Annotated in this window: 33 protein-coding genes and 1 pseudogene; 16 read left to right on the plus strand and 18 right to left on the minus strand. The window is 46.9% G+C overall.

Translation table 11 applies throughout. The features are described from left to right. Nucleotides 1-240: 240 nt before the first annotated feature. From thiS to AC2VDX_RS06090, 3 genes are read right to left on the minus strand one after another with little or no spacing between them, the layout of a single operon-like run. On the minus strand, nucleotides 241-462 hold the full coding sequence (thiS, locus tag AC2VDX_RS06080) for a sulfur carrier protein ThiS (protein WP_378174265.1): 222 nt from the start codon (nucleotides 460-462) through the stop codon (nucleotides 241-243). Then, nucleotides 455-1,564, minus strand: a complete 1,110-nt coding sequence (locus AC2VDX_RS06085; RefSeq protein ID WP_378174627.1) for a thiamine phosphate synthase — start codon at nucleotides 1,562-1,564, stop codon at nucleotides 455-457. The genes thiS and AC2VDX_RS06085 overlap by 8 nt, the downstream gene beginning before the upstream one ends. Nucleotides 1,565-1,577: 13 nt before the next feature. Next, nucleotides 1,578-1,736, minus strand: a complete 159-nt coding sequence (locus tag AC2VDX_RS06090; protein ID WP_378174262.1) for a hypothetical protein — start codon at nucleotides 1,734-1,736, stop codon at nucleotides 1,578-1,580. Nucleotides 1,737-2,116: 380 nt separating this feature from the next. Here AC2VDX_RS06090 and AC2VDX_RS06095 point away from each other — a divergent pair, with 380 nt between their 5' ends. Further along, the gene (locus AC2VDX_RS06095; protein ID WP_378174260.1) at nucleotides 2,117-4,024 is read left to right on the plus strand and encodes a DUF1565 domain-containing protein; all 1,908 of its coding nucleotides are present in this window, start codon (nucleotides 2,117-2,119) and stop codon (nucleotides 4,022-4,024) included. A gap of 155 nt (nucleotides 4,025-4,179) precedes the next feature. Then, complete coding sequence (locus AC2VDX_RS06100) at nucleotides 4,180-4,794, plus strand: L,D-transpeptidase (RefSeq protein ID WP_486928118.1); 615 nt, start codon at nucleotides 4,180-4,182, stop codon at nucleotides 4,792-4,794. Nucleotides 4,795-4,818: 24 nt separating this feature from the next. Here AC2VDX_RS06100 and AC2VDX_RS06105 read toward each other — a convergent pair whose 3' ends face one another. Both AC2VDX_RS06105 and AC2VDX_RS06110 read right to left on the minus strand, forming a co-directional pair. Next, the gene (locus AC2VDX_RS06105) at nucleotides 4,819-5,376 is read right to left on the minus strand and encodes a late competence development ComFB family protein (protein ID WP_190816154.1); all 558 of its coding nucleotides are present in this window, start codon (nucleotides 5,374-5,376) and stop codon (nucleotides 4,819-4,821) included. Between the two features lie 501 nt (nucleotides 5,377-5,877). After that, nucleotides 5,878-6,816, minus strand: a complete 939-nt coding sequence (locus AC2VDX_RS06110; RefSeq protein ID WP_378174253.1) for a M23 family metallopeptidase — start codon at nucleotides 6,814-6,816, stop codon at nucleotides 5,878-5,880. 217 nt (nucleotides 6,817-7,033) lie between these two features. On the opposite strand from AC2VDX_RS06110, the gene AC2VDX_RS06115 reads away from it, so the two are divergent. Next, entirely contained in the window at nucleotides 7,034-9,370 is a 2,337-nt protein-coding gene (locus AC2VDX_RS06115; protein ID WP_378174250.1) for a monovalent cation:proton antiporter family protein, read from the plus strand. 28 nt (nucleotides 9,371-9,398) lie between these two features. Here the strand turns inward: AC2VDX_RS06115 and AC2VDX_RS06120 are convergent, their stop codons facing one another. Beyond that, nucleotides 9,399-9,611, minus strand: coding sequence for an Hfq-related RNA-binding protein (locus tag AC2VDX_RS06120; protein WP_378174247.1), 213 nt, complete (start codon nucleotides 9,609-9,611; stop codon nucleotides 9,399-9,401). A gap of 116 nt (nucleotides 9,612-9,727) precedes the next feature. On the opposite strand from AC2VDX_RS06120, the gene dapF reads away from it, so the two are divergent. The 4 genes from dapF to AC2VDX_RS06140 all read left to right on the plus strand — a co-directional run bounded on the left by dapF (nucleotide 9,728) and on the right by AC2VDX_RS06140 (nucleotide 12,781). Next, nucleotides 9,728-10,567 carry a diaminopimelate epimerase gene (dapF, locus tag AC2VDX_RS06125; protein WP_378174244.1) on the plus strand — a complete coding sequence of 280 codons (840 nt, stop codon included), beginning with the start codon at nucleotides 9,728-9,730 and terminating at the stop codon, nucleotides 10,565-10,567. Nucleotides 10,568-10,712: 145 nt separating this feature from the next. Beyond that, nucleotides 10,713-11,483 (plus strand): glutathione S-transferase family protein, encoded by a 771-nt coding sequence (locus tag AC2VDX_RS06130; RefSeq protein ID WP_378174242.1) that lies wholly within the window; start codon nucleotides 10,713-10,715, stop codon nucleotides 11,481-11,483. Next, nucleotides 11,483-11,623, plus strand: coding sequence for a hypothetical protein (locus AC2VDX_RS06135; RefSeq protein ID WP_378174239.1), 141 nt, complete (start codon nucleotides 11,483-11,485; stop codon nucleotides 11,621-11,623). Before AC2VDX_RS06130 ends, AC2VDX_RS06135 begins: the two co-directional genes overlap by 1 nt. Nucleotides 11,624-11,662: 39 nt before the next feature. Beyond that, nucleotides 11,663-12,781: a hypothetical protein gene (locus tag AC2VDX_RS06140; RefSeq protein ID WP_378174237.1), complete on the plus strand. Its 1,119-nt coding sequence runs from the start codon at nucleotides 11,663-11,665 to the stop codon at nucleotides 12,779-12,781. A gap of 344 nt (nucleotides 12,782-13,125) precedes the next feature. On the opposite strand, the gene AC2VDX_RS06145 is transcribed toward AC2VDX_RS06140, so the two are convergent. Continuing rightward, nucleotides 13,126-13,350, minus strand: coding sequence for a DUF6887 family protein (locus AC2VDX_RS06145; protein WP_378174234.1), 225 nt, complete (start codon nucleotides 13,348-13,350; stop codon nucleotides 13,126-13,128). Beyond that, entirely contained in the window at nucleotides 13,350-13,526 is a 177-nt protein-coding gene (locus tag AC2VDX_RS06150) for a DUF6888 family protein (RefSeq protein WP_378174231.1), read from the minus strand. Before AC2VDX_RS06150 ends, AC2VDX_RS06145 begins: the two co-directional genes overlap by 1 nt. On the opposite strand from AC2VDX_RS06150, the gene AC2VDX_RS06155 reads away from it, so the two are divergent. After that, nucleotides 13,509-13,655 carry a hypothetical protein gene (locus AC2VDX_RS06155; RefSeq protein ID WP_378174657.1) on the plus strand — a complete coding sequence of 49 codons (147 nt, stop codon included), beginning with the start codon at nucleotides 13,509-13,511 and terminating at the stop codon, nucleotides 13,653-13,655. The genes AC2VDX_RS06150 and AC2VDX_RS06155 overlap by 18 nt on opposite strands. Before the next feature lie 116 nt (nucleotides 13,656-13,771). On the opposite strand, the gene AC2VDX_RS06160 is transcribed toward AC2VDX_RS06155, so the two are convergent. Continuing rightward, entirely contained in the window at nucleotides 13,772-15,037 is a 1,266-nt protein-coding gene (locus tag AC2VDX_RS06160) for a hypothetical protein (RefSeq protein ID WP_378174228.1), read from the minus strand. A gap of 86 nt (nucleotides 15,038-15,123) precedes the next feature. Here AC2VDX_RS06160 and AC2VDX_RS06165 point away from each other — a divergent pair, with 86 nt between their 5' ends. After that, nucleotides 15,124-17,088 (plus strand): dynamin family protein, encoded by a 1,965-nt coding sequence (locus AC2VDX_RS06165; RefSeq protein WP_378174225.1) that lies wholly within the window; start codon nucleotides 15,124-15,126, stop codon nucleotides 17,086-17,088. A gap of 143 nt (nucleotides 17,089-17,231) precedes the next feature. Beyond that, on the plus strand, nucleotides 17,232-17,519 hold the full coding sequence (locus AC2VDX_RS06170; protein WP_378174222.1) for a hypothetical protein: 288 nt from the start codon (nucleotides 17,232-17,234) through the stop codon (nucleotides 17,517-17,519). Nucleotides 17,520-17,535: 16 nt separating this feature from the next. On the opposite strand, the gene AC2VDX_RS06175 is transcribed toward AC2VDX_RS06170, so the two are convergent. Both AC2VDX_RS06175 and AC2VDX_RS06180 read right to left on the minus strand, forming a co-directional pair. Next, entirely contained in the window at nucleotides 17,536-17,673 is a 138-nt protein-coding gene (locus tag AC2VDX_RS06175) for a hypothetical protein (protein ID WP_378174220.1), read from the minus strand. Nucleotides 17,674-17,787: 114 nt separating this feature from the next. Further along, the gene (locus tag AC2VDX_RS06180) at nucleotides 17,788-17,943 is read right to left on the minus strand and encodes a DUF2281 domain-containing protein (protein ID WP_378174217.1); all 156 of its coding nucleotides are present in this window, start codon (nucleotides 17,941-17,943) and stop codon (nucleotides 17,788-17,790) included. Nucleotides 17,944-18,273: 330 nt separating this feature from the next. On the opposite strand from AC2VDX_RS06180, the gene AC2VDX_RS06185 reads away from it, so the two are divergent. The 5 genes and pseudogenes from AC2VDX_RS06185 to AC2VDX_RS06205 all read left to right on the plus strand — a co-directional run bounded on the left by AC2VDX_RS06185 (nucleotide 18,274) and on the right by AC2VDX_RS06205 (nucleotide 19,895). Further along, nucleotides 18,274-18,474, plus strand: a complete 201-nt coding sequence (locus tag AC2VDX_RS06185) for a type II toxin-antitoxin system VapB family antitoxin (RefSeq protein WP_378174214.1) — start codon at nucleotides 18,274-18,276, stop codon at nucleotides 18,472-18,474. Next, nucleotides 18,471-18,870 (plus strand): annotated as a pseudogene (vapC, locus tag AC2VDX_RS06190) (type II toxin-antitoxin system VapC family toxin). Before AC2VDX_RS06185 ends, vapC begins: the two are co-directional and overlap by 4 nt. Continuing rightward, nucleotides 18,857-19,171, plus strand: coding sequence for a hypothetical protein (locus tag AC2VDX_RS06195; RefSeq protein ID WP_378174212.1), 315 nt, complete (start codon nucleotides 18,857-18,859; stop codon nucleotides 19,169-19,171). Before vapC ends, AC2VDX_RS06195 begins: the two are co-directional and overlap by 14 nt. A gap of 32 nt (nucleotides 19,172-19,203) precedes the next feature. Then, nucleotides 19,204-19,476: a hypothetical protein gene (locus AC2VDX_RS06200; protein ID WP_378174209.1), complete on the plus strand. Its 273-nt coding sequence runs from the start codon at nucleotides 19,204-19,206 to the stop codon at nucleotides 19,474-19,476. Then, nucleotides 19,476-19,895, plus strand: coding sequence for a type II toxin-antitoxin system VapC family toxin (locus AC2VDX_RS06205; protein WP_378174206.1), 420 nt, complete (start codon nucleotides 19,476-19,478; stop codon nucleotides 19,893-19,895). The genes AC2VDX_RS06200 and AC2VDX_RS06205 overlap by 1 nt, the downstream gene beginning before the upstream one ends. A gap of 52 nt (nucleotides 19,896-19,947) precedes the next feature. Here AC2VDX_RS06205 and AC2VDX_RS06210 read toward each other — a convergent pair whose 3' ends face one another. Genes AC2VDX_RS06210 through AC2VDX_RS06225 form a run of 4 tightly spaced genes read right to left on the minus strand, consistent with a single transcriptional unit; the run spans nucleotide 19,948 to nucleotide 21,160 of the window. Beyond that, entirely contained in the window at nucleotides 19,948-20,136 is a 189-nt protein-coding gene (locus AC2VDX_RS06210; protein ID WP_378174204.1) for a hypothetical protein, read from the minus strand. Further along, complete coding sequence (locus AC2VDX_RS06215; protein WP_378174203.1) at nucleotides 20,133-20,264, minus strand: hypothetical protein; 132 nt, start codon at nucleotides 20,262-20,264, stop codon at nucleotides 20,133-20,135. Before AC2VDX_RS06215 ends, AC2VDX_RS06210 begins: the two co-directional genes overlap by 4 nt. Before the next feature lie 29 nt (nucleotides 20,265-20,293). Further along, entirely contained in the window at nucleotides 20,294-20,791 is a 498-nt protein-coding gene (locus AC2VDX_RS06220; protein WP_378174624.1) for a type II toxin-antitoxin system VapC family toxin, read from the minus strand. Nucleotides 20,792-20,803: 12 nt separating this feature from the next. Next, on the minus strand, nucleotides 20,804-21,160 hold the full coding sequence (locus AC2VDX_RS06225; RefSeq protein WP_378174200.1) for a hypothetical protein: 357 nt from the start codon (nucleotides 21,158-21,160) through the stop codon (nucleotides 20,804-20,806). A 23-nt stretch (nucleotides 21,161-21,183) separates the two neighbouring features. On the opposite strand from AC2VDX_RS06225, the gene AC2VDX_RS06230 reads away from it, so the two are divergent. Further along, nucleotides 21,184-21,420: a hypothetical protein gene (locus tag AC2VDX_RS06230; RefSeq protein ID WP_378174197.1), complete on the plus strand. Its 237-nt coding sequence runs from the start codon at nucleotides 21,184-21,186 to the stop codon at nucleotides 21,418-21,420. A gap of 119 nt (nucleotides 21,421-21,539) precedes the next feature. On the opposite strand, the gene AC2VDX_RS06235 is transcribed toward AC2VDX_RS06230, so the two are convergent. The 3 genes from AC2VDX_RS06235 to AC2VDX_RS06245 all read right to left on the minus strand — a co-directional run bounded on the left by AC2VDX_RS06235 (nucleotide 21,540) and on the right by AC2VDX_RS06245 (nucleotide 22,494). Next, nucleotides 21,540-21,794 carry a ParE family toxin-like protein gene (locus tag AC2VDX_RS06235; protein WP_378174195.1) on the minus strand — a complete coding sequence of 85 codons (255 nt, stop codon included), beginning with the start codon at nucleotides 21,792-21,794 and terminating at the stop codon, nucleotides 21,540-21,542. Then, the gene (locus AC2VDX_RS06240; RefSeq protein WP_378174192.1) at nucleotides 21,794-21,994 is read right to left on the minus strand and encodes a hypothetical protein; all 201 of its coding nucleotides are present in this window, start codon (nucleotides 21,992-21,994) and stop codon (nucleotides 21,794-21,796) included. Before AC2VDX_RS06240 ends, AC2VDX_RS06235 begins: the two co-directional genes overlap by 1 nt. A gap of 254 nt (nucleotides 21,995-22,248) precedes the next feature. Next, nucleotides 22,249-22,494 (minus strand): hypothetical protein, encoded by a 246-nt coding sequence (locus AC2VDX_RS06245; RefSeq protein WP_378174190.1) that lies wholly within the window; start codon nucleotides 22,492-22,494, stop codon nucleotides 22,249-22,251. Nucleotides 22,495-22,555: the final 61 nt, after the last annotated feature.

Here is a 22,555-nt window from a genome sequence, read left to right on the forward strand (position 1 = left end):
ACTATCGAGCGATCCGGGCTACATCTATTAATGTATCGCCTCCACTCGACTGGCGCGGGAGCAATTCGGGGCGGATTTCCTCATCGGGAATCCGTACTCGAAAGGATGACGGGATCGATATGCGTTATCCAGAAACTGGACTAGAAACAACAGATGAAAAGCACAGTATGGGGAGCAAATCTTGTGGCTGTTTTCCGAGAAACGACCTGGAATTTATCTTAAGCCATTCTCATCTTCCAATTAGCCTCCGCCGACGATGGTGACGATTTCAATCGCGTCCCCCTCTTTGATCTCCGTTTGCGACCAAAACTGTCGATGGAGAATCTCACCGTTGTACTCAACCGCCACTAAGCGAGGGTTTAACCCCAGATGTTCTAACAACTGGGGCAATTTAGTTTGGGGCGGGCAGGTGCGGGGTTCCCCATTCACTTGCAGCGCGATTTGACTAGACGGACTAAACATGAGATTGGGCAACGCGAACATCAACGGCGCGGAGAGTTTGCAGACGGCTCAGCTGAGAGAGGAAATACTGAGTCATTAACATGGGCTGATCTGCCTGCATGATGGCGCGGACAGCTGCCACTCGTTCGGCTCCCGCCTCCAGCACATCATTTAAGTTATTCGCATCAATGCCCCCAATGGCAAACCAGGGAATCGAGGCATTTTCAGCAGCATAGCGGACATAATCTAGACCGGCAGCAGCTTTATCTACTTTAGTTGGAGTTTCATAAACGGGGCCAACTCCGATATAGTCAGCACCTTCCTGGATAGCTTGCTGCATTTCTTCCGGGTTCGTGGTAGAGCGACCAACCAGGCGTTGTGGCCCCAGCAACTGTCGGGCGAGGGCAATGGAGATATCTTGTTGTCCCAGATGCACGCCATCGGCATTCACTGCCAAAGCCAGATCCACCCGGTCGTTCATGATAAATAGGGCACCGTATTGATGGCATAGCTGGCGGAGTTTGGAAGCGTGAGCGACTCGCACAGAATCGTCGGCAATTTTTTCTCGATACTGTACCAGAGTCAATCCCCCTTGCAGGGCGGCTTCAACGATGGAAAATAGCTGTTCTGAGGCAGAGGTAACGAGGTACAGATGCGATCGCAACAGCACCTGATGTCGCCGGTAAGCCAGCAAATTGCTCTCCAGCGTATACACCCGATAGCGCATTTGCTTAGCCGCCGAGCCTAGGTCGGGGTCGTAAAGCTTGCTATATTCTTCCAGCACCCGCAGGGCTTCTTCCACGCGCGCAAAATTGACTTGCAACAGCTGCTGAATGCTAGAGCGCTGTTGTTCTTGAGGATGGGTCAACTCCGTGCCCGCATCACCTGGGGTATCCCGCGCCGCCCGAAGCTCGATGCCATGCCATTTGGCTAGCTCCTGTCGCATTTGCTTGCATTCATTGACTAATTGGGCGCTATTCACGCCAAAGCGACACCATTCTTCGATAATCCGCAAGCCTTCTCTGGCTCGGTCTAAATTAGCGTCTAGAATGCGGCAAACCGCTGGCTGTGCTTGTATGAGCAAGTCACCGACTGGCTCTCGAACGCTGTGTTTCTCGCCCATCGCAACCACTCCATTATTTTTCATCGTAGCAGTCTAGTTCCCCTAATTTCCGAAATATTTGAGGTAACAGGGTAGCACGTACCAGCCAAATTGTCTCAATTGCCCCATATATTTTATCCGACTGAATAAAAAATAGAATGCGGGGATTAACGAGGTTGAGCAAAACGAACATTGCTGATATCGTGCGGGTTGTGAACTAAGTCAGTGGCGTTTCGTCTATGGGTTAGGAGCAAGCAGCGTCCTTATCCCAAGTCTTTAGCCTACTTTTTTCTAGTTTTTTGTACCTACCTATTTAAGAGCGTTTAACAGCAGTATTATCATTCAAAGAATGCCCCCACAGAATTTTCTTTTGTGATGCCCACCGAATTCCTCACTTTGAAGAGGATACTCAGGTTGATGAGCTGTTAGCTGTTGGGGTCTTTTTAAAAATGTAAGAAATGTAAACAGACGGGTAGCCTCTATACCAGAATAGGTGTGCATGGACTAAAACTAGGTGCTTTCTTCCATCAGCCTTTCCCGATATTGCAGTGCCAACTTGAGAGGAGTAGATCCGTGAGTTTGAGATGCCCCCACAATCGTCAATTGAATGCCCTAGTCGGAAAATGCCGCCCGTCTGTTCGTACCTGTAGCATTTTCCTAGGATTAGTGACTGCGATCGCAACACCGTGCCTAGACGTTACGGCAATCAAGGCAGAGTCTACTGTGGCTCAGGTTCCCCCGGATGGGCAGATGTCACAAATGAATCGGTTGTATGTCAACCCCTCTGCGGGAAATGACAGCAATGGTACTGGAGACGAGCAGGCACCGTTCCAAACCATTACTCATGCCTTGCAGGTAGCTCAGCCCAATACCGCCATCGTACTGGCACCAGGCACCTACAGCACCGAGACGGGTGAAACCTTTCCTTTAAGACTAAAAGCCGGTGTAACGATTCAGGGCGATCGCCCCAGCAAAGGTGAGAATATTGTCATACTCGGCGGCGGTCAGTTTCTCAGTCGCTTCTTTGGCGGTCAAAATATAGCGATCGCTGGGGCAAATCAGGCAGGGCTGATGGGCGTCACCGTAACCAATCCGAATCCACGAGGTTACGGTCTTTGGATTGAATCCACCAATTTGATGGTGGTGGATAACACCTTTACGGGAAGTAACCACGATGGAATTGCCGTCACTGGCAACAGTGCCCCCATCATTCGCAACAACTACTTCTCTGAAAACGGGGGCAATGGGATGACGATTTACGGGACTTCCCGACCGGAAGTGCGGGAGAATGTGTTTGAAAATACGGGATTTGGCATTAGTGTGGGTCATAATGCTGCCCCGCAGCTAATTGCTAATCGCATCAGTGGCAACAAAGATGGGGTCGTCGTAGAAACCAAGGCAACACCCGTTCTCCGGAATAATATTATTGAAAACAACTCTCGCTATGGGTTGGTGGCAATTTCCCAAGCCCGTCCCGATTTAGGAACTGCTGGCGAACCGGGAGGCAATATTTTTCGTGCCAATGGTCTATTGGACATTAACACCAAGGCTTCGAGCCAAGTGATTCCTGCCTTTGGCAATCAGATCGCTGCCAAAACGGAAGGACGCATTGACCTGACGGGCATGGCAAGCCAGCCCACCCCGCTTGCAGACGCTCCCGTAGCCAGCGGTCTTCTGAAACCGCTTCCCACCGCTTCCCTGCCACCACAGGAAGCCCTGACACCGATTCAGCCACTGGCGGGGAATGGGAATTCTCAATTGCCGCTACTCCCACGCCCGAATCTAGCGATTTTAGCTCCAGTACAATCGGCACCCACCGACAGCACCGGGATCGGAATTCCCGTTCAGCCGCCAGCCCCAACCTCTCAGCCACGGAGAACGTCAGCTTACGGATTACCGACGTTGCAGCCGCCCCAGCAGCCTAGAGCGTCATCTCCTTTACCGATATCGCCTTTTCCCCGAACGACACCCTTAGGAATTCCCGACCGTCCGACCGTTGCCAGGTCGCCGCTGCCGACTTCCCCAAAGCCCAGAGCGTCTAACACATTACCGGCGCTACCGTCGTCAGCTTCCACATTACCGGCGCTACCGTCGCCTGTTTTACCCCGGACTCTGGACTTCGGGGTAGCACCACAGGAGCCTCTCCCAGCTTCGGCGTCCTCAGATTTGCTGCCAGTGCCAAACCCTGATGTCCCTTTGGGGAATATCGGCAACAGTCGGACTGCTAGCGGGAGCGGGACGCCCCGCCGAGCTGGGGGTAGTCAACCGGCTCTAGGTTTGCGTTATCGGGTTGTGGTGGATGCCCAGAATTCGCGCCAAGAGGCTTTAGTGCGATCGCTCGCACCCGATGCCTTCCGCACGCTCTCCAACGGTCGGACGGTGATGCAGGCGGGAGCTTTTAGCACCCGCGATCGCGCTTTGGAAATGCAGCAAATGCTCAACTCTAAAGGTTTAGCAGCCACGATTGAGTCAAGAAATTGATCTCTTTTGTCCGGGGTTGGTGGTGAGTTGTCAGTTGCCATTGACCCCGGATGATTACCCACGACGATGATGCTCTACAGCTGGTTATTTTGACCCGTAATCATTCTTAAGCTCATACCGCTATGCCAAGAGATGAGTCGCTCCAAGGGAGCTTGATGCTAATTTGTTTTGGAACAGCGGTGGTGTTGTTCTCAGTTTCTTGGCGGACAAGTTTTTCAAGGTTGACGTTGGCTTCCCCGATTGAGAGTCAGGGCAATGTTGGCAATTTGGCAGTAAGGAAGCTTGGAGACTTGTGGAGAAACAATCGCTCTTCAAAGTTTAGCCGCTCAATCGATCGGGAATATTCAGTGCCCCAAATCGCTCAGGCGGTATTTGCAAGGGAATCGCATCTCGTTGTCGATTTAAGCGATCGCCTGGTTTATATTTACCGTAACGATCGGCTGCAAGCCAGTTACCCCGTGGCGGTGGGGCAGTTGGGTTGGGAAACGCCCACGGGTTCGTTCCAAGTTTTGCAAATGAACCAAAATCCGGCGTGGCGTCAACCGATCACGGGTGAAGTCATCCCATCTGGAGCCAATCATAATCCCTTAGGCGATCGCTGGATTGGCTTTTGGTCGGATGGGCGTCATCAAATTGGGTTTCACGGCACCAACGAAGAACACCTGATCGGGCAAGCAGTCTCCCACGGCTGCTTGCGAATGCGAAATCAAGATATTCGGATGCTGTATCCTCTGGTCGCTAAAGGGACGCTAGTGCTGGTTCGCAGGTAGCCCGGAAGAGTTATCGATTGCCCATTATTCGTTTCTATAGTTACTGGATTGGGGTTCAAAGCTGGGTGCGTAGGTTTGTAGTAAGGAACTCACCTGCTTGAACACGTCGCTGTCGTTAGCTTTGCTGAGAGCTTGCCGTTCTGGGAAAAATTCGGGACGATCCAGATTCCGGGCGATCGCTTCACTCACTTGCTGGGTAATCAGCTCTTGGAGTTCATCCTTTGCCCGCATTCGCTGATAGCTAGCACCTTCCTCCGTCGTGGCATACAGCGGAGGCAAGCGATTGAGCGCGTAGGCGGCAATATCGCCGACATCCAGAACGCGATCGCTCGTTGCCTCAATTTCTGCGACTCTGGCGATCGCTTCCGTCAGCACCAACTCTTCCATCACATTGATGAACTGTTTTCGAGGAACTGCAACCACTTCCCCAGTTAACAGTGCGCCCATCAGACGGTCTAGAGCCATGTATTCTTCAATCGAAAGCTCAGAAGCCGTGTCACAGATGCGCCCCACCTCTGCTTCCATAGCTGGCGTCAGATAACCATCCTGCAGGGCTTGTTCAACAATCTTTTCAATACTCATCTAAAAATCCTGCTGGATACCCCATCCAAACTGTTTTGGTTGGCTAGGAAAGCGAGGCAGGGATTACCGCTTCCCTAAAAGTGCTTGCCCGTTTTCGAGGGTTTATACGCCCTCAACGAAACCGAAACCTGCGTTGATGTCTTTTCGCCCATGCCCACTCATCTATCCTGGCATAACCAGCGCCTCAAAATACGCAAAACTACGCAGGCTTAACATTAGTCGGTTGTCGAACCAACACAATTGCTTTGACAGTGGGAATTTTCGGGATTTTTCCCATAGTAGGCTATTCAACATTTGCGTAGCACAGATGACTGTCTACAATCCCCGTCCGCAAAGCTTTCGCTCAGGAAAAGCCTACACTGGCTCCCGGTAGGGTAGTCGAAGGCATCGAAAAATGCTTCGCCATCTCGTGCAAGCAGACGCAACCCTGCCACAATCTTTCCTTAATACAACACCAAATACATTAAAACCTAAAAAAATTCATCAAAACTTCAAAAACCCTCATTCAACTCCTTGAGTTCGCCAAGGTACTGGGTCAACGGAAAGACCATTTACATACAATCCCCAATGTAAGTGAGGCCCAGTTGAAGCCCCCGTTGAACCAATTGCCCCAATCACCTGTCCCGCTTTTACAAAATCCCCTTCCTTCACATCAATCCGGCTCAAGTGCATAAAAATACTGGTGACGCCTTGACCGTGATCTATCCCAATTACATTCCCGTGGACTCGGAAACCCTGAGCAACCCGTCCCACCAGCGCCACTCTTCCAGATGCCGGTGCCGTTACCGGCGAACCATACCCACCCGCGTAGTCAACCCCGCGATGGTAGTAGTCATTCGCAAATTTGCCATTGTAGTAACGGCGAACCCCGTAAATACTGGTGATGCTGCCTCGGTTAGGCTTGAGAAAGGGGCCATTCCAGAACTTTTGCGGCGTCACCAACTTTTTAAAAGCTGCCACGCGATCGAGTTCAAATTGTGTTGCTGATTGTCCGGCTTTTCCTGGAGGTAGCGTAATCCGTTGCACGGGGAAGCTGCGATTTCGCAGTGGCAGCGACAGGTTTTTGACTTCCCTATCACCGGCAACCCGAATTTGTAGCGTTCCCGGCTTGTCTAAAGGCGTTGTCGGCAGCAAGACTCGAAAGCGATTTTGACCGAGGGAAAATGCGGGGTAAGTCTTCTGTTTGAGAGAAACCGTGGGACTCTGCGAACCAGCGGAGTCTGTCTGAATCACGATCGATAGCGTATCCCCAAGCTGGGGATTGGTGGGTGCCACCTGTACCTGCAAAGCTCTAACTGGCAAAGCAGTAGAAACTAAAAAGGCAAAAGGCAGCAGAAACAATTCTTGGTTTTTACGGTTCGCTTGGGACTTTTGACTGGAAAAGAGTGTAGAAACCAGCCGTCGGGCATGGCGAGATTGAAGCAGAGTCTTAAGCGACATCACGGGCAATTTTCTCCGATCCAGTAATTGACAAAGCGTCTATGACCTTTATTTACTAGCGGATAGACTATCACCTTGCCTGGACTGTTTCCACCGCCTTCCATCATTTGATCCCAGTTGCCGATGGAAAACCTGACGCAATGGCGCTAACACAGTCCATAAAACTCTGTATCCTAAAGTTTATATACCTTTATACTTGTTCTCATAAAAGAAACTTGTGCAAGAAGACTTTAGACTGATTGTTGACTTAGTCTCCGTTCTGGCAGCAGCAGCCGTCGGTGGAGTGGTGGTAGCGCTGCTGCGGCAACCTGCGTTACTGGGCTATATCGTGGGGGGAATCGTCGTTGGGCCTGCGGGGTTGGGACTGATTAAAGAATTGGTTCAGATAGAAACCCTGGCTCAATTTGGCGTCGCCTTTTTGTTGTTCGCCTTGGGCGTTGAGTTTTCGTTTGCGGAACTGAAAAAAGTTAAAGCGATCGCCTTGGGCGGAGGCGGACTACAGATTGCCCTGACGATTGCGGTCACGGTTGCAGTCTGTGGAGTCGCCGGAGCTTGGGATACCTTACCGGCGAAGGGTGTCTTCCTGGGGGCAATTCTGTCTTTGTCTTCAACCGCTGTTGTCCTCAAGTGTCTGATGGAGCGAAATGAGACGGGGACGCCTCACGCTCAGGTGATGCTGGGGATTTTGGTGGTACAGGATCTGGCATTGGGATTGATGCTGGCTGTCTTACCAGCGCTGGATAAACCGCCAGAAGCGATTGGCAAGGCTGTGGCTTTAGCGCTGTTACAAATCGGATTATTTGCGGCTGGGGCTGTGGCAGCAGGCATCTGGCTGATTCCTCCCTTGCTGCGCCTACTCGCTCAAACGGAAAGCCGGGAGTTGTTTCTGTTGGGCGTGGTGGCGCTGTGTTTGGGGATTGCGTTGCTCACGGAGGCATTAGGGCTTTCGATTGAAATGGGGGCATTTGTCGCCGGGTTAATGATTTCGGAGGTGGAATATGCCGACCAAACCCTGAGTTATGTGGAGCCGTTGCGGGATGTGTTTGCGGCTCTGTTTTTTGCGGCGATTGGGATGCTCATCGACCCGATTTTCCTGTGGAACAACCTAGAGTTAATTCTGGGGCTAGTTTTGCTGGTTTTTGTCGGCAAGTTTTTAATTGTGACGCCGATTGTCAGAGCGTTTGGTTATCCTTTGAAAACTGCTGTAATTGCTGGGTTGGGGTTAGCTCAAATTGGAGAATTTTCGTTTGTTCTTGCCAGTGAGGGACAAGCTTTGGGGCTGGTTTCTCGCCGGGTTTACTTGCTGATTTTGGGTACGACTGCGGTGACACTGGTACTGACGCCTTTTGTGATGCGGCTGGTGCCAAAATTGTTGGAGTTGCCTTGGCTGAAGCCGTATCTAGATCCCGTGGATGACCCGCGGGAAGTGGCGGTAGACTTGCCTTTGCAAAATCATGTGGTGGTTTGTGGCTATGGAGGGGTGGGACGAAATCTGGTCAGACTGGTGCAGGAGCATAACTATCCGGTGGTGGTGATTGACCAGTCTGAAAGTCGGATTCAGCAGTTAAGAGAAGCAGAAGTTTCTTATGTTTATGGGAATGCGGTGAGTTTGCACGTGCTGGAAGCTGCGGGGGTAGATAAGGCGAAGGGGATGGCGATCGCTCTTCCCGATCCGATGAGTACCCGCCTTTGCCTGAAACGCGCCTTAGAATTGGCTCCGGATCTGGATATTGTGGTTCGCGCCAACCACAACAACGATATCGAACTGCTTTATCAGCTGGGGGCGCGGGAGGTGGTGCAACCGGAGTTTGAAGCAAGTTTGGAACTGGCGGCGCATCTATTAGCTGGTAGTGGATTGCCGACATGGCAGATCCAGAAGGAAATGCAGCAAATTCGCAATAGCCATTATCTAGCATTGCGTCCAGAGCGATCGCCTTGGGAGATTGCTCATGACTTACAAATTGCCACTGCCCAAATGAATAGCAAGTGGTATTCCCTACCGCCCAACTCTCCCCTGATTGGGATGACGCTACAGGAGACGGATATGCGCCGATTGACGGGTGTCACTTTGATGGCAATTCGGCGAAATGGAGGGGAAGAAGTGGACTATCCAGACAAGCAAACTTCTCTGCAAGCAGGCGATCGCCTCTTGGTGGTGGGAGAATCAAACGAACAGTCTGCCTTTAATCAACTGGCAAAGGGTGAAGTGGCAATCCCTAGCGAAACCGCTCCCTGTCAGTGGTTGCAGGTTCCAGAGTCCAGCCCAGTTGCCGGTAAACCTCTGTCCGAACTGCATATGCGCCGCCAGTACGGGGTGCAAGTGCAAGCGATTCGGCGAGATGGGAAGTTCATCCGCTTTCCGGGGGGCGACACCGAGCTGCAAGCGGGCGATCAGCTGCTCTTATGCGGCGGCAGTTTTCCCCTCAATCAAGTGCAACAGTGGTTGGCACCCGAATCTGAAACTCCTGTTTTCCCGGTGTCTACACTCAATGTGCCGGTGAGCGAAGCGATGCCAGAGTATTTTCCATCTGATAATCAGCGAACAGGCGAATAAAGGTAATTGGGGAAAAGGTGATTCCCGATTATTTTGGCTTCACATAAGCGATCGCGTGTCGCCAAACCAGCGTCTGCCGATCCGATTCATCTTGTAGACAAATACAGTTCTGATCTTGCCAACGCAGTTTACCAACGAGTACATCGTTCGTGAGTAGTTTCAGTTCAACCCTTTGTCCATCTTTCACAAATGTTTGGACTAGACGAGTGCTTGGTAAGCCTGTTTCCAGTTCAGTTGTCATAATGCCAGATTTTTCCTAATGCTAATTGCCTGATTGAAGGATTGAAGGATTGCCATTAACCATTACCCATTACATAGTTTATGCTAATCGAAAATTGCTAATCGCAGGATTGCTAAATGGGAATTAAGTTTACTAAGTATCACGGACTGGGAAACGATTTCATTCTGATTGACAATCGTTCCTCATCAGAACCCAGGCTAACGCCTGAACAAGCGGTCACGTTTTGCGATCGCCACTTCGGTATCGGTGCCAACGGCGTGATTTTTGCCATGCCGGGACAAGACGGCACCGACTACACCATGCGGATTTTCAACTCCGATGGTTCCGAACCGGAAATGTGCGGTAATGGCATTCGCTGTTTAGCCAAATTTCTCGCTGATTTAGAAGGAAAATCTACTCAAGAAACTCAATATCGCATTCATACCCTGGCTGGTGTCATGAAACCGCAAATCAAGCCGGATGGTAAAGTCACCGTCGATATGGGAATGCCGGGACTACTGGCAGCGGAAATTCCCACGACGCTTGGTGCAGCTGACGAGAAAGTAATCGCTCAACCTTTGGAAGTGGCCGATTCTACTTGGTTGGTGACTTGTGTCAGCATGGGAAATCCTCACTGCATCACGTTTGTGGAGGATGTTGCCGCGATTCCCTTAGAAAACATTGGCCCTCAGTTCGAGCATCATCCCGTTTTTCCCAAGCGGACTAACACCGAGTTTATTCAAGTGGTGCGCCCAGATTACCTGAAAATGCGGGTCTGGGAACGCGGCGCTGGGATAACTTTAGCTTGCGGCACGGGTGCTTGTGCAACTGTGGTCGCTGGAGTGTTATCGGGGAGATGCGATCGCGTCGCCACCGTTGAATTACCCGGCGGCTGTTTGGAAATCGCCTGGTCGGAAATAGACCAGCGAGTTTACATGACAGGGCCAGCGGAGCGCGTATTCGCAGGTCAGATATAATGCGATGTGCAACTTTTTCTTAGCCTACCGATAAATGGGGGTTGGGGGAGCAAAACGCGAACTGCTCTCTTTGTTCGATTCCCCTAGCCCCCGATCAATTGGGGGGATTACACTGTAAAGTTGCACATCGCGCGATCTAGCAAAAATGCAAAAGCAGCCAGAAAATGTTCCCCGACTCATCACCATCTCAGTCAGTCATTACTGCGAAAAAGCCCGATGGGCATTAGAACGGCTTGAGATTCCCTACATTGAAGAACGCCATATGCCGCTTTTTCATCGGCTAGCCACCCGCAAAAGTGGCGGCGGACAAACGACTCCCGTTCTGGTGACGCAAGCGGTTACTTTGAGCGATTCCTCGGACATCTTGCAGTATCTAGATGGCATGACGGCTGAAAGTGCAAAACTTCACCCAGCCGATCCCAAGCTGCGCCGCGAGGTGGAAAAACTCGAAGATTTGTTTAACAAGCAGCTCGGTCCCAGCATCCGTCTTTGGGCGTATTTTTATCTGCTAGACGACCGCCAGTTGATGCGGAGGCTGTGGTGCGATGGTGTACCCCCTGTTGAACGGGCGTTATTTCCAATTGTCTTTCCGTTGATTCGGGCGATGGCTCGACGAGCTTACAATATCACGGCAGAATCGTCAGCCAGTGCCCACGACAAGATTAAGCGCATCTTCGAGAACGTCAACGAGCGGTTGGCTGATGGACGTTCCTACTTAGTTGGCGATCGCTTTTCGGCAGCAGACCTCACGTTTGCCTGTCTCGCGGCTCCGGCTGTACTGCCTGCGGAGTATGGGGCGAGTCTGCCCCACTTAGATGAGTTACCCGATGAAATTGCAGCGGCAATTAAAGAGTTGCGGGAAACCCCGGCGGGAGCTTATATCTTGCGCCTATTCCGTGAGGAACGCCAGCGGTAATGGTTCGTTGCCACAGAGAGTGGGAAGCGATCGCATCGTCACCGTTGAATGACGCGGCGGTTGCTTGGAAATTGCATGGTCACAAACAGACCAGCCTGTTCGCAGGCAGAATCGAGCCGCCATGTAACATCGAACCTTGAAAACAGGAACCTTAAATAGGTCAACCCAAAGGAATTTTGATGACTGGCGCTATCTACCTAATTCAAGACAACGGTCAGCTGGTTGAAATGATCGAACAGCCCTATGACTCGGAAGCTTTGCTGCAAAAACTGCTAGCCGACTATCCGAGTCTGTTGGCTGGCGACCAGATAAACAGTGCTGCACCGAGACGTTGGCTGTTAGTTTCAGAGGAGATGCCCGTGCCATGTGAAGAAAATGGTATCGACCGATGGGCACTCGACCATTTATTTCTCGACCAAGATGGAATTCCCACTCTCGTGGAAGTCAAGCGCAGCTGCAACACTCAAATTCGCCGAGAAGTAGCTGGACAGATGCTCGACTATGCTGCTAATGCAGTGGTTTATTGGCCTGTTGAGAAAATTATTGCCCAGTTTAACGCTAATTGTCAGGTAAAAAGTCAAGATTCTGAACAGATACTAAGCAATTTTCTAGGTGCTGATGCTAACCCATCTGAGTTTTGGGAAAAGGTCAAGACAAATCTGCAAGCTGGCAAAGTCCGTCTAGTCTTTGTGGCTGACAAGATTCCTCCTGAACTTCAACGTATCGTGGAGTTTCTAAATAAACAAATGAATCCAGCAGAAGTATTGGCAGTTGAAATTAAGCAATACGTTGGTCAAGGTTTAAGGACTCTTGTTCCTAGAATTATTGGTCAACCAGCCGCAGCAAAATTAACGCCATATCTACTAAATTATGAGAGTAAGCAATGGAATGAGTCTTTGTTCTTTCAAGAATTAGAGGCAAAAAAAGGGAGTGATGTAGCTCAAGCTGCCAGAAGCGTTTTCAACTGGATAAATCGTGAAAAAATGCAAGTTAGTTGGGGTAAAGGTAAACTTGAAGGGTCTCTTATTCCCAGAATAATCAGTCACCAGGGAGAAAATAGAAAGTTTTTCACAATTTGGACTGGTGGCAAGATTGAGATTTATGCATACGAACCTCCATTTAACTTGGAAGCCAAAAAGACTGAACTCCTCAACCGCTTAAATTCAGTCCTAGGTCAATCAATTTCTGTTAATGCCTATAATTGGTATATTCCCTTGTCTGCACTGAAGGATGAGTTGATATCGAAGCAATTTTTAGAAGTGATTGACTGGGCGATTCGGGAAATTAAAGCATCATAATTACGAATACAGATTGTCACGTAATATGAGTTGGTAGCTTTTAAACTGTTGCCATTGATTTTTCAAACGCTATGGGTTAGAGATCCCCTAAATCCCCCGATAAATTGGGGGACGCAAGAAGATTTTCTCCCCTTTTTAAGGGGAGTTAGGAGGGATCTCCAAGATTTCAGCGCAATTTACTCACTTACTTGCAAACTGCTGTATTTGAATGGAGAAGGCGATCGCTCACCATATCATCATCGCACTGCTGGCTATTTGCTTTGAGATGCGATCGCTATGGGTTGCACGATGATCGTCTTCCCGATTCCTCTGCACCCATAAAAAGCGTCAGGATACTGGTAGATTTAGACTGCCGCTTCACCGTTATTATCTGCTGCTTGCATTTGCCGCAGAATTGCTGCTTGAATTTTGGCATCAAAGTTGGGATCGTCTACGGTCGTAATAATCTGACGTGGGCGCTCACTAAGCCTATCCAAATAGGCTCGAAGAGCCATCTTGTCTTCACGATGTCTGAGAAAATATTGTCTTAATTCCTTATCGGACATAGCAGCATAGTTAACTTGACTCATCAGAACACCTCCCCATTTGGAGTAATCTGGAATTCAAGGTTTTCAGTATTTCCAGCCAAAACATACAGGTTGCTTGTTCGATCATCAATGCAGACAAGATGTATGGGCACAAGCATAATATACGTTAGCCAATAGCTAAGACGATATAAACCTCTTAGTTGGGCATTAGTAGGCATTCAAAGCACTTACTTTACGCATCACCTAATATAGCACCTAAGCGATCGCTGTTTCTTTTAGCTCAAGCGATCGCTCACCGTATCATCATCGCACTGCTGGGTATTTGCTTTGAGGTGCGATCGCTATGAGTTTTGGTGGGGAGATCGCGCTTGTGTGCAAGCATCTCTGGTGAAGGTACTTGCTCTAAAAAGCGATCGCATCTTCTCCCATTCGGCTGCGATCGCCACCTTCCTATATTTAACTTTTACGCCGTTACTGCCTCATCTTCCGCTTCATCTCTGACTTTGAAATACCAGTAAAGATTAGCAACAGCTAAATTTGAAGCTTTTTGTAAATTTGATGTAACTAATGTTTTATAACCGGCGATCGCAGCTTGCTGACTAACATAAAATTCCGACTCTCGACGCAACTCAGGCTGCATCATAAATTGAAGCTGATCGAGAAGGGATGAGTAATGAGATTTTTCCTTTAAATTTTCATACAGTAAATGTTCTGGAGGCACTGCCAAGGCTGTTGTATCTGTGCTAGCAGGTACTTCTGAACTGCTAAAATCAGCACTTTGGAGCAATTTTAGTTCTGAAGGTGGAAGACTTCGCATCCAATCAATATGATTTTGCCAGGATTCTAGTACAGCCAAATCGTGGTTGTGAATGCGGGTGATTTCAGGAAAGAGAAAATCAAGCTCATCGTCAGTTTCACAGCTATTAATAACATTGAGGGAATCTTGACAGATTGTCTCTTGGAGATTCGAGAGTTGATGACTCACAGCTGCTGGCTGATTCTGGAACTGATAGGTTAAGGCGATCGCTTGTTCAATTGCCCAAGCACATTCCATCCTGCGAAGTTTTCCAGCAGCGCTGGTTTCTGAGAATAGACGAGGATTGTTATAGTCTGCTAAAGCTAAGTCTAATGTTTGTCGGGCATTAGCTAGATCAGCATCTCTGATACTTACATCTTCACAAGACATAGCTATTTCCATTCGCTTAGTCGCTTCCAGAAAACGCCCATAAGCCTGAACTAGAATTGTGCGATGTTGTCTAAACTCAACATCTTCGGCAACTTGGTCAATCCGTTGGATAATTTCGGTTCCTTGGTCTTTCAGAGCTTTTTTTAAGTCAATAAAGCCGTTTTTAACTTCGAGCCTCAGTTTCTTTACGTCTTCCCTCAGCTTCAAAGTTTGATGAAGATTTACCGCTGACAGCACAACTCCAGCCGCTACACCAACACCAATAACGGCTGTAGTCGCTTGGAGAACTCCCAAGCTAGCCTGGACAGCTTGAAATCCTCTGTGTTTTTGATACATCCGTGCCCCGCTCATAGCGAACTGAAACGGCGCTATCAGCGGTGACAAAGGGCTGTTGTTAACTACTGCACCGACAGCATGAGCAACGAATTGCCCAGTCGTTGCATCTCTAGCCATACCTATCGGCACCCCTGCGGATGTAAAGACTTGCACATATTTGCTAGCAGCGATACCAGCCTGTATTACCGGAGAAAATTCAAAAATCATTACTTTTGGTAGATTTACAGATGCGGATAAAGGTTAGTTGCAGCTATCGTAGCATTACTCATGCTGATAAAAGGAACCATTAACTGATGACTAACTTACAGGGCAACCAGCAGCGTCGTGTCTCATCCTTGGCAGAGTTTCAAAAATCTCGGAAAGAACTAGATAAGAGTTGCAATCAATTATTTAAGATATTTCAAGAAGGCAATCAGCATAATTCTCAATTTATTACCTTGATAACAAAAATAGGGAAGGTATCTAAAAAACTACAATCTCAGAGATTTCGTATAGCAGTAGTAGGGGAGTTTAGCCGAGGAAAATCAACATTAATCAATGCCCTTGTAGGTGAAGACATACAACCCGTAAGAGCGATTGCCTGTAATCGTACAATCACAGTGTTAAAACATGGGTTACAGAAGCGGATTGTATGCCATTACAAAAATGGGCGACAAGAAAATATCTCTTATGAGCAGTATAAAGTCTTAGTAACTATTTCTAAAGAGGCGGCGCGTGAATACCGCAGTGATGAGTTAGGGCGTTCTGAGATAGAAGAGATTATTTTTGAGCATCCTGATTTAGAGTTATGTAAAAATGGTGTAGAGATTGTAGATTCTCCCGGTTTAAATGAACATCCTCACCGTGCTGCTATTACTCAAAAATTACTCAAAGATACTGATGCTGTAATTTTTATAACTAATGCATCACACATTTTGCCTCAGGGAGAACGTGACCTAATTCATGATTTCAGAAACCAACTTTGTGGAGGTAAGAATGAACCTGCGAACAACTTTTTCATAGTAGTCAATAAGCTGGATCAGCTAGATTCTGAAGAGGATAAACAGGATGTAAAAGAGGTGGTTGAAAAGTTTGTATATGGTCAAAACCCTATTATTGCGGGTGAGAATCGCGTTCATTTTATCTCTGCACTAAAAGCTAGCCCTGGCAAAAGTGAAAAGCAGTATTTGAAGATATTTCAAGAATTTTATTGTTCGCTCGAAAATTTTCTCACATCTGAGCGTGGCTTTGTAGAAATTAAGCAATCTGCAACAACACTTGAGGTAATAATTGAAAGTGGTTTAAATATCCTTCAAGAATTAGAGAATGATTTGAACTGCAAAATAAAAGCTTCTGAAGTAGAAAAACAAAAGCTTATAGAGCAAATTGGTGAAGTGAGTGGACAAGGTATCAGAATCCGCATCCAAATTCAAAAACTCATGTCTAAAATGATGGATAAAGTAAAGCAGGAAGTTTGTGAAGCTTGGAAACAGTGGGTGAAAGAAGGTTCGTGGGAGGAAACATTACGAAAAAAATCTGAACAATGGAATTCCGATAAAAATCTTATTTTAGATCAAAAGGGTATAGTAACGGATTACCTTAATCAATTCATCCGAGAACTTTCGGAAGAGATAAATAAATGGACAGATAAAAATATTAAGGAGATTGTTAAGCATAACCTGGAAATTTTAGATAAGGAGGTTAATCATGAAATTAAATCTTTATACAAAAAAAATAATATTGATGAGCAAAAATTTCACAAAAGATTTAATGATGAATATGGGGGCTTTGCCAGTAGTTACACTGGTGGTTTTGGTGGTGATTTTCTCAATTATTTGATAGGTACGATATTAGGAGGATTAGTAGGTTTATTAGGATATGTAGTAGCATTGTCTTTTACACCTGCTGTAGCTTTAGGGGCAGTGGCAGCAGTTATTGGTGCCAGTACATTTGGTATCAATAGCATTTACGATCAGATAAAAAAGGCAGTTTTTGAGGAATGTAAAAAGCAGTTTCCAAAAGAGGAAAAACAGATAGTAGATAAGATTATTGAACAGATAAATTCAGTAATCTCAAAGCAAATTTTTCACTTTAAATTAAAATTAATAGATGAAATTATTGGACAAGCAATTTTAACTTGCGAAGCTTGTTTAGAAATTCAGGAAAGAGAACACGCAAAGATAGTGGATAAATGCGATGTAGAAAAAGCTTGGATATGCCAGAAGCGGCGGGAAATTGAGCAGGTGCAAAAGAATATTGAAGCAATTCTCCCTTCCTGATAACTTAAGAAAGTAGAGAGAAAAGCAATACCTTATCGAAACAGATGCTCAATACTTTGGGCAGATGTTAAATAGGGTGTTGTAGCTAGAAATAGGGTAAACAGAAAGGCGAGAAATTAGAGCGAGCGCCTATTAGTATTAAAGTGCAACCAGAGAGCGCGATCGCGCTTCTTACGGGTACAATTATCACAAAAACGTACACTGCTCAAAGTGCGACCGTGCCCAGAATCACTATTGAAGTACCTGAAAAACTATCGGAGCAACTGGCACAAATAGGCGATCGCTTTCCCCATTCCTCTGCACCTATATGGGGTGTCAGGATACTGGTAGAGGTAGACCAGGCGCGATTTATCCTGAATAACTTAATGGGAAGGCTACCATCAAAAGAAGTTTACCTAACTGTTTTTGCATCACCCAATTGCCACGATTGAGAGCAATCTACATGGCTTATGTCAAGCATGACCAAGTTGTGGCGAGAGCTTTTGCTAATCGCATAACTGCACCTCTGTAAGCATTATGCTGGGGCTTAGTGCGTTCGCGTAGCGTGCCGTAGGCAATCGACCAAACAAAGTAAGACTCTTGCATCGCAGAGAATCATAGCATTAGACCCTGCTGTTGATACTTGTTGAGCAGGAGATGCTGATATTCGCTGGCTGGTTCTGCGGTAGTTATGTCTAAGCTATCCACAGCCTCAAACCATTATGACCATGCTTCAACAAGCTTTGCGTCAGGCTGAGTGTCAGCAGTTTTGGCAAGATGTTTGTGGATAACAAAATCGATAAAATCACTCACTTCTTGCAACAGTGGTTCGGAAAGTTGCTGCAATTTGCCGATCGCGATGTCACGAATAGTCATGAGAATTGCCCGTTTCAGTCCTGTTTATTTTAACATAAAATAAATGTAGCAATGTCTAGCTGTTATGGGGTGCGATCGCTACCTGTGCAAGCATCTCTCATTCATGTAATTGTAGTAGGTGCGATCGCTCTTTATGCATGACTCAAGCGATCGCGTTTGAGTACAAGCATCGCATTCTTATGGTGAAAATGGATAAGATTATGAGTGAAAAAAGAGGTTGGGTTTCCTTGCGTTAAACTAACTTACAAGGAAGGGCGATCGCAGTATAAGGTTAGCGATCGCTTACCATAGAGCTAAGATTACACCTATTAGCGTTCAGGAGAAAAACACATGGTGACTCCCCTCCAAATAGACCAAATCCTGCTTCAAGAAGCCCTTGCTTTGAGTAGCCATCCAACAGCCACTGCATTGATCGAAGCCGCTTTACGCGAGTACATCCAACGTCGCAAACAACTGAAAGTATTGGAATTGTTCGGTACTATTGACTATGAGGAAGAGTATAACTACAAGCAACAGCGACAAACAATATGAATGTTATTGTTGATACTTCTGTTTGGTCGCTGGCATTGCGGCGCAACACACCAAATGATGAGATCGCAATCTGTTAATATACTGCGCGACTTGATTGCAGATGGATGAGTCGTTTTACTGGGAGTGATTCGTCAGGAAGTGCTTTCTGGCATTCGCTACGCGGAACAGTTCATCCGATTGCGAGACTATCTTCGTGCTTTTCCTGACATAGAGTTAACATCTGAAGACTATGAACTAGCGGCAGAGTTTTTCAACACTTGTCGCAGCAATGGCGTTCAGGGTTCAAATACTGATTTTCTGCTGTGTGCAGTTGCTCATCGTCGCGGCTACAGGATTCTTACCACTGATGAAGATTTTGAGAATTTCCAATTGTATATTCCAGTTGTCTTGCTATGAATCAGTAACGGTTCAGAGTTGGATTGGAGGCGATCGCTCTTTATGCTTGACTCAAGAGATCGCTCACCGTATCATCATCGCACTGCTGGGTATTTGCTTTGAGGTGCGATCGCTCTCGGAGTACAATCATTGCAGTGCTTGGTATTTGCTCCCAAGTAAAAAAATTCAAGGCGATCGCTGTTTCTTTTGCCTTGTGCGATCGCTCTTTCCCAAAGCCACACTAACGCCGATAAATGTTGGGTTTCGTCCCTCAACCCAACCTACGAGAGAGATGCGATCGCACTCTTCTGCTATGAGGTAAGGTACAATTGCTCAAACTTTCTGGAGTCTGACATGGAAACAATGAAGCTGCGATCGCATATTGGAGAAGATTGCATATTACAAATCCAGATGCCCTCCGATCTTAAAGATACTTTTGTTGAGGTAGTGGTAGTTGTACAGCCGCTATCATCTGAGGAAACTAAGCCAGAATATAACGCTTGGGGAAAGCTGACTACTAAAAAATCAATTACTGAAGCAATTGCCAAAATGCGACAACTGCGGCAAGAAGTTGCGTTGGATAAAACATCAATCTGCGAAATGATTGAAGAGGGGCGCAGGTTTTAATGCAGTTTGTATTGGATTGTTCTGTCGCAATCAATTGGTGCTTAGTGGATGAAAATGACGATTATGCCAATGCACTACTTGCAATGATGCCGGACTCTGAAGCATTTGTACCGCTCATTTGGTCGTTAGAAGTTGCTAATACTTTACTGGTTGCAGAACGACGCAACCGCATGACGACTGAGCAATCCGAACTAGCTATTGCTTTGTTACAGTCACTGTTAATTCACGTTGACGACACTACACATACTCATGCACTCTCGTCCACTTTAACATTGGGACGACAAGAAGGAATAGCTGCTTATGATGCAGCATATTTAGACTTAGCACTACGATTGGAATTGCCGATGGCAACACTTGATGCCCGTTTAGCGGAAGCGGCAACTCGATGTGGGGTGGGGTTGGTAGTTGTTGATGGGTAAATTCCTCCAGACGGATTGATAATAATGCAACTGAAAAGAGTAATTTAAAGAACTATTGATTGAAGGGGCGATCGCTGGAGTCAAGCATAAAGTGCGATCGCTCTCGGAGTACAATCATTGCAGTGTTTGCTATTTGCTCCCAAGTAAAAAAATTCAAGGCGATCGCTGTTTCTTTTGTGGGTGCGATCGCTCTTTCCCAAAGCCACACTAACGCCGATAAATGTTGGGTTTCGTCCCTCAACCCAACCTACGAGAGGTGCGATCGCTCTTTGTTTTGCCTTGTGCGATCGCTACCCGTGCAATCATTGCATTGTCATGGTGGAAATGGATAAGATTGTGAGTGGAAAAAGAGGTTGGGTTTCCTTGCATTAACCCAAACCTACAAGATGGGCGATTGCCTACGGCACGCTGCGCGAACGTGCTACGCATCGCCTACACAAATGTACTCCTACAACGTCCAATCTTCGATACGTGCTACGCACACGCTGCGCGAACGAAAATCCGGGAACTTGACCAAAGTCTCGTTGGTTGCGGGTGACAATAATAGCACCAATGGACAACGCAATCGCTGCAATACGCATATCTTTTTGCAAGCGATTTTTCCGCAGGGGCGGGTTATCTTTTAATAGTTTTTTGAGACAAGTATCAGCTTCTGGTGTAAAGTTTAGTACCTCAATAGTTTGAAGATATTTTACAGTTGTCCAAAGTTTTGAATAGAGTGCAGGTAGGTTATGCACCTGGGACGGATCGTTAATTCTGACAACCCAGCCATTGAAGAGTTCTTGAACTGTGATAATCGTGATGGCAAACTGATGCTTTGCCGCATTAGCGATAACTTGGGGATGATTGTAGAGAATCAGTGAAACGCAATCGGTATCCAAAATATATTGACACACCAAAAGACACCTCTACAGGTAATAGGAAGGATCGACTTCCGATTCATCATCTGAGGTTCGTTCGGCGCGAATTGACGAGCTAATTGCTGCAAAATCGGCATCGTCTTTAAAGACACCTGCAAATTTTTTCCAGGTTGCTTCTGAAGTCTGAATCGGCACGTTCCATGAAATCGCTTCCATATTTTTTAGCCGTTCTAAAAAGATAGCTTGAATTTGTGCGATCGCCTCTTCTCTTGTTTCTGCTTTCACTCGACAGTCAGGAAACTCTCTGACAGATGCCGCAACTTGCCCGGATGTGAGTGCTTCTAGCAGGAGTGTGACTTTGAGGTTGGTGAATGGATCGGACTGCGACAAGTCTAGGTTCATCATGTTAATTTTTGAAAGACTAATTTATGAGTTTTACCTTTATTGTAACGCAGATAGCGATCGCACTTTTTTTGGTAGTGCGATCGCTCTCCGTCCAATCATCACATTGTTTGGTAATTGTAAGAGGGGCGATCGCCCTTTTTTTCGGTAGTGCGATCGCTATCCGTCCAATCATCACATTGTTTGGTAATTGTAAGAGGTGCGATCGCGTTTCTTTTGATGGGGCGATCGCTATCCGTCCAATCATCGCATTGTCATGGTGAAAATGGATAAGATTGTGAGTGGAAAAAGAGGTTGGTTTTCTTTGTTTCAACTTAATTTATCAGGAAGGGCGATCGCACTTGTAAAAGTGCGATCGCCTGCGGCAAGTTTCGCTACTGTACTATATGTCAATGAGTTTGTCGTACTCTGAGTGTGTCCCAATCCAAAACCATGAAATACCGTCTTTAACCTCCACACCCAAAGCTCTATAATTTTGTCCTGTTCGCACTGACCAGTAATTACCAACTTTCTTGAAGTGTAACGATGGATGGGAAGGATCGGCTTTAAGTAAATCATAACACCGATCGGCTGTTCGCTGAACTTCTTCAGGTAGAGCGTTGTAACATTCCCAGAATCGACGAGTTGTGTAATTCATCAGATGCTTCGACAGTGCCCCGCCTCAAATTCAGCGATCGCCTCTTTTGCTAGCGCTTCCAGCTTTCCATCAGCAATGTCTTTCTCTAATTGTTCATCCCAGCGTTGATAGTCTAGATCGGCAAACCACTCGATCAGTTTTCTATACTCATCTGGGGGTAGCTGAAGAATAGCAGACTCGATTTGCTCAAGTGTTAGCATTGGGGTTGCATCATCTTAACTCTGAGCAAATTATAGCTTGCTAAAAGAGCGATCGCTATTCGTGCCTAATGGCGATCGCTCTCCGTCCAATCATCACATTGTTTGGTAATTGTAAGAGGGGCGATCGCTCTTTATTTTAGTGGAGCGATCGCTCTCCGTCCAATCATAGTATTGGTATGATGAAAATGAATGATATTGTGAGTGGAAAAAGAGGTTTACTTGACGAAGTAAAACCAAACTTTCTAGGAATCACACTATAGCATTCCTTGCCCTCTGAGAACTGCCAAAGCAGTCGCAACGACTTCATTTTGTCCAAAACGACTGCTATGACGAGAATCAGAAGAGTGATAATCAACGATATTACCTTGACTATCGAAACTTACAATAAAGTGGGGATAGTCATCATTAGAGGGGTATTTGCCAGCCTCGCGGATCATAAGCTGTCCTTTCTTTGTAACTTTTGCCTCCAGACCATTACCCGCAGATGCCCATCCGCTCATAATTTTGTCCTCCATTTAGAAATTCAAGTGTCAAAGGAATCTAACTATTAATTAGACCAAA

It is taken from the genome of Coleofasciculus sp. H7-1, from assembly GCF_057473865.1.

Bases quoted from the DNA above. Each gene is read 5' to 3' on its own strand.
- AC2VDX_RS06160 (WP_378174228.1), bottom strand. From the start codon at position 15,037: ATGATTTTTGAATTTTCTCCGGTAATACAGGCTGGTATCGCTGCTAGC.
- AC2VDX_RS06090 (WP_378174262.1), bottom strand. From the start codon at position 1,736: ATGTTCGTTTTGCTCAACCTCGTTAATCCCCGCATTCTATTTTTTATT.
- AC2VDX_RS06230 (WP_378174197.1), top strand. From the start codon at position 21,184: ATGAGTTTTACCTTTATTGTAACGCAGATAGCGATCGCACTTTTTTTG.
- AC2VDX_RS06140 (WP_378174237.1), top strand. From the start codon at position 11,663: ATGACTGGCGCTATCTACCTAATTCAAGACAACGGTCAGCTGGTTGAA.
- AC2VDX_RS06205 (WP_378174206.1), top strand. From the start codon at position 19,476: ATGCAGTTTGTATTGGATTGTTCTGTCGCAATCAATTGGTGCTTAGTG.
- AC2VDX_RS06175 (WP_378174220.1), bottom strand. From the start codon at position 17,673: ATGCAAGAGTCTTACTTTGTTTGGTCGATTGCCTACGGCACGCTACGC.
- AC2VDX_RS06130 (WP_378174242.1), top strand. From the start codon at position 10,713: ATGCAAAAGCAGCCAGAAAATGTTCCCCGACTCATCACCATCTCAGTC.
- AC2VDX_RS06100 (WP_486928118.1), top strand. From the start codon at position 4,180: ATGCTAATTTGTTTTGGAACAGCGGTGGTGTTGTTCTCAGTTTCTTGG.
- AC2VDX_RS06215 (WP_378174203.1), bottom strand. From the start codon at position 20,264: ATGCAAGGAAACCCAACCTCTTTTTCCACTCACAATCTTATCCATTTC.
- AC2VDX_RS06180 (WP_378174217.1), bottom strand. From the start codon at position 17,943: ATGACTATTCGTGACATCGCGATCGGCAAATTGCAGCAACTTTCCGAA.
- dapF (WP_378174244.1), top strand. From the start codon at position 9,728: ATGGGAATTAAGTTTACTAAGTATCACGGACTGGGAAACGATTTCATT.
- AC2VDX_RS06240 (WP_378174192.1), bottom strand. From the start codon at position 21,994: ATGCTAACACTTGAGCAAATCGAGTCTGCTATTCTTCAGCTACCCCCA.
- AC2VDX_RS06085 (WP_378174627.1), bottom strand. From the start codon at position 1,564: ATGGGCGAGAAACACAGCGTTCGAGAGCCAGTCGGTGACTTGCTCATA.
- AC2VDX_RS06145 (WP_378174234.1), bottom strand. From the start codon at position 13,350: ATGAGTCAAGTTAACTATGCTGCTATGTCCGATAAGGAATTAAGACAA.
- AC2VDX_RS06135 (WP_378174239.1), top strand. From the start codon at position 11,483: ATGGTTCGTTGCCACAGAGAGTGGGAAGCGATCGCATCGTCACCGTTG.
- AC2VDX_RS06165 (WP_378174225.1), top strand. From the start codon at position 15,124: ATGACTAACTTACAGGGCAACCAGCAGCGTCGTGTCTCATCCTTGGCA.
- AC2VDX_RS06105 (WP_190816154.1), bottom strand. From the start codon at position 5,376: ATGAGTATTGAAAAGATTGTTGAACAAGCCCTGCAGGATGGTTATCTG.
- AC2VDX_RS06200 (WP_378174209.1), top strand. From the start codon at position 19,204: ATGGAAACAATGAAGCTGCGATCGCATATTGGAGAAGATTGCATATTA.
- AC2VDX_RS06185 (WP_378174214.1), top strand. From the start codon at position 18,274: ATGGTGACTCCCCTCCAAATAGACCAAATCCTGCTTCAAGAAGCCCTT.
- AC2VDX_RS06235 (WP_378174195.1), bottom strand. From the start codon at position 21,794: ATGAATTACACAACTCGTCGATTCTGGGAATGTTACAACGCTCTACCT.
- AC2VDX_RS06225 (WP_378174200.1), bottom strand. From the start codon at position 21,160: ATGATGAACCTAGACTTGTCGCAGTCCGATCCATTCACCAACCTCAAA.
- AC2VDX_RS06110 (WP_378174253.1), bottom strand. From the start codon at position 6,816: ATGTCGCTTAAGACTCTGCTTCAATCTCGCCATGCCCGACGGCTGGTT.
- AC2VDX_RS06245 (WP_378174190.1), bottom strand. From the start codon at position 22,494: ATGAGCGGATGGGCATCTGCGGGTAATGGTCTGGAGGCAAAAGTTACA.
- AC2VDX_RS06150 (WP_378174231.1), bottom strand. From the start codon at position 13,526: ATGCCTACTAATGCCCAACTAAGAGGTTTATATCGTCTTAGCTATTGG.
- AC2VDX_RS06120 (WP_378174247.1), bottom strand. From the start codon at position 9,611: ATGACAACTGAACTGGAAACAGGCTTACCAAGCACTCGTCTAGTCCAA.
- thiS (WP_378174265.1), bottom strand. From the start codon at position 462: ATGTTTAGTCCGTCTAGTCAAATCGCGCTGCAAGTGAATGGGGAACCC.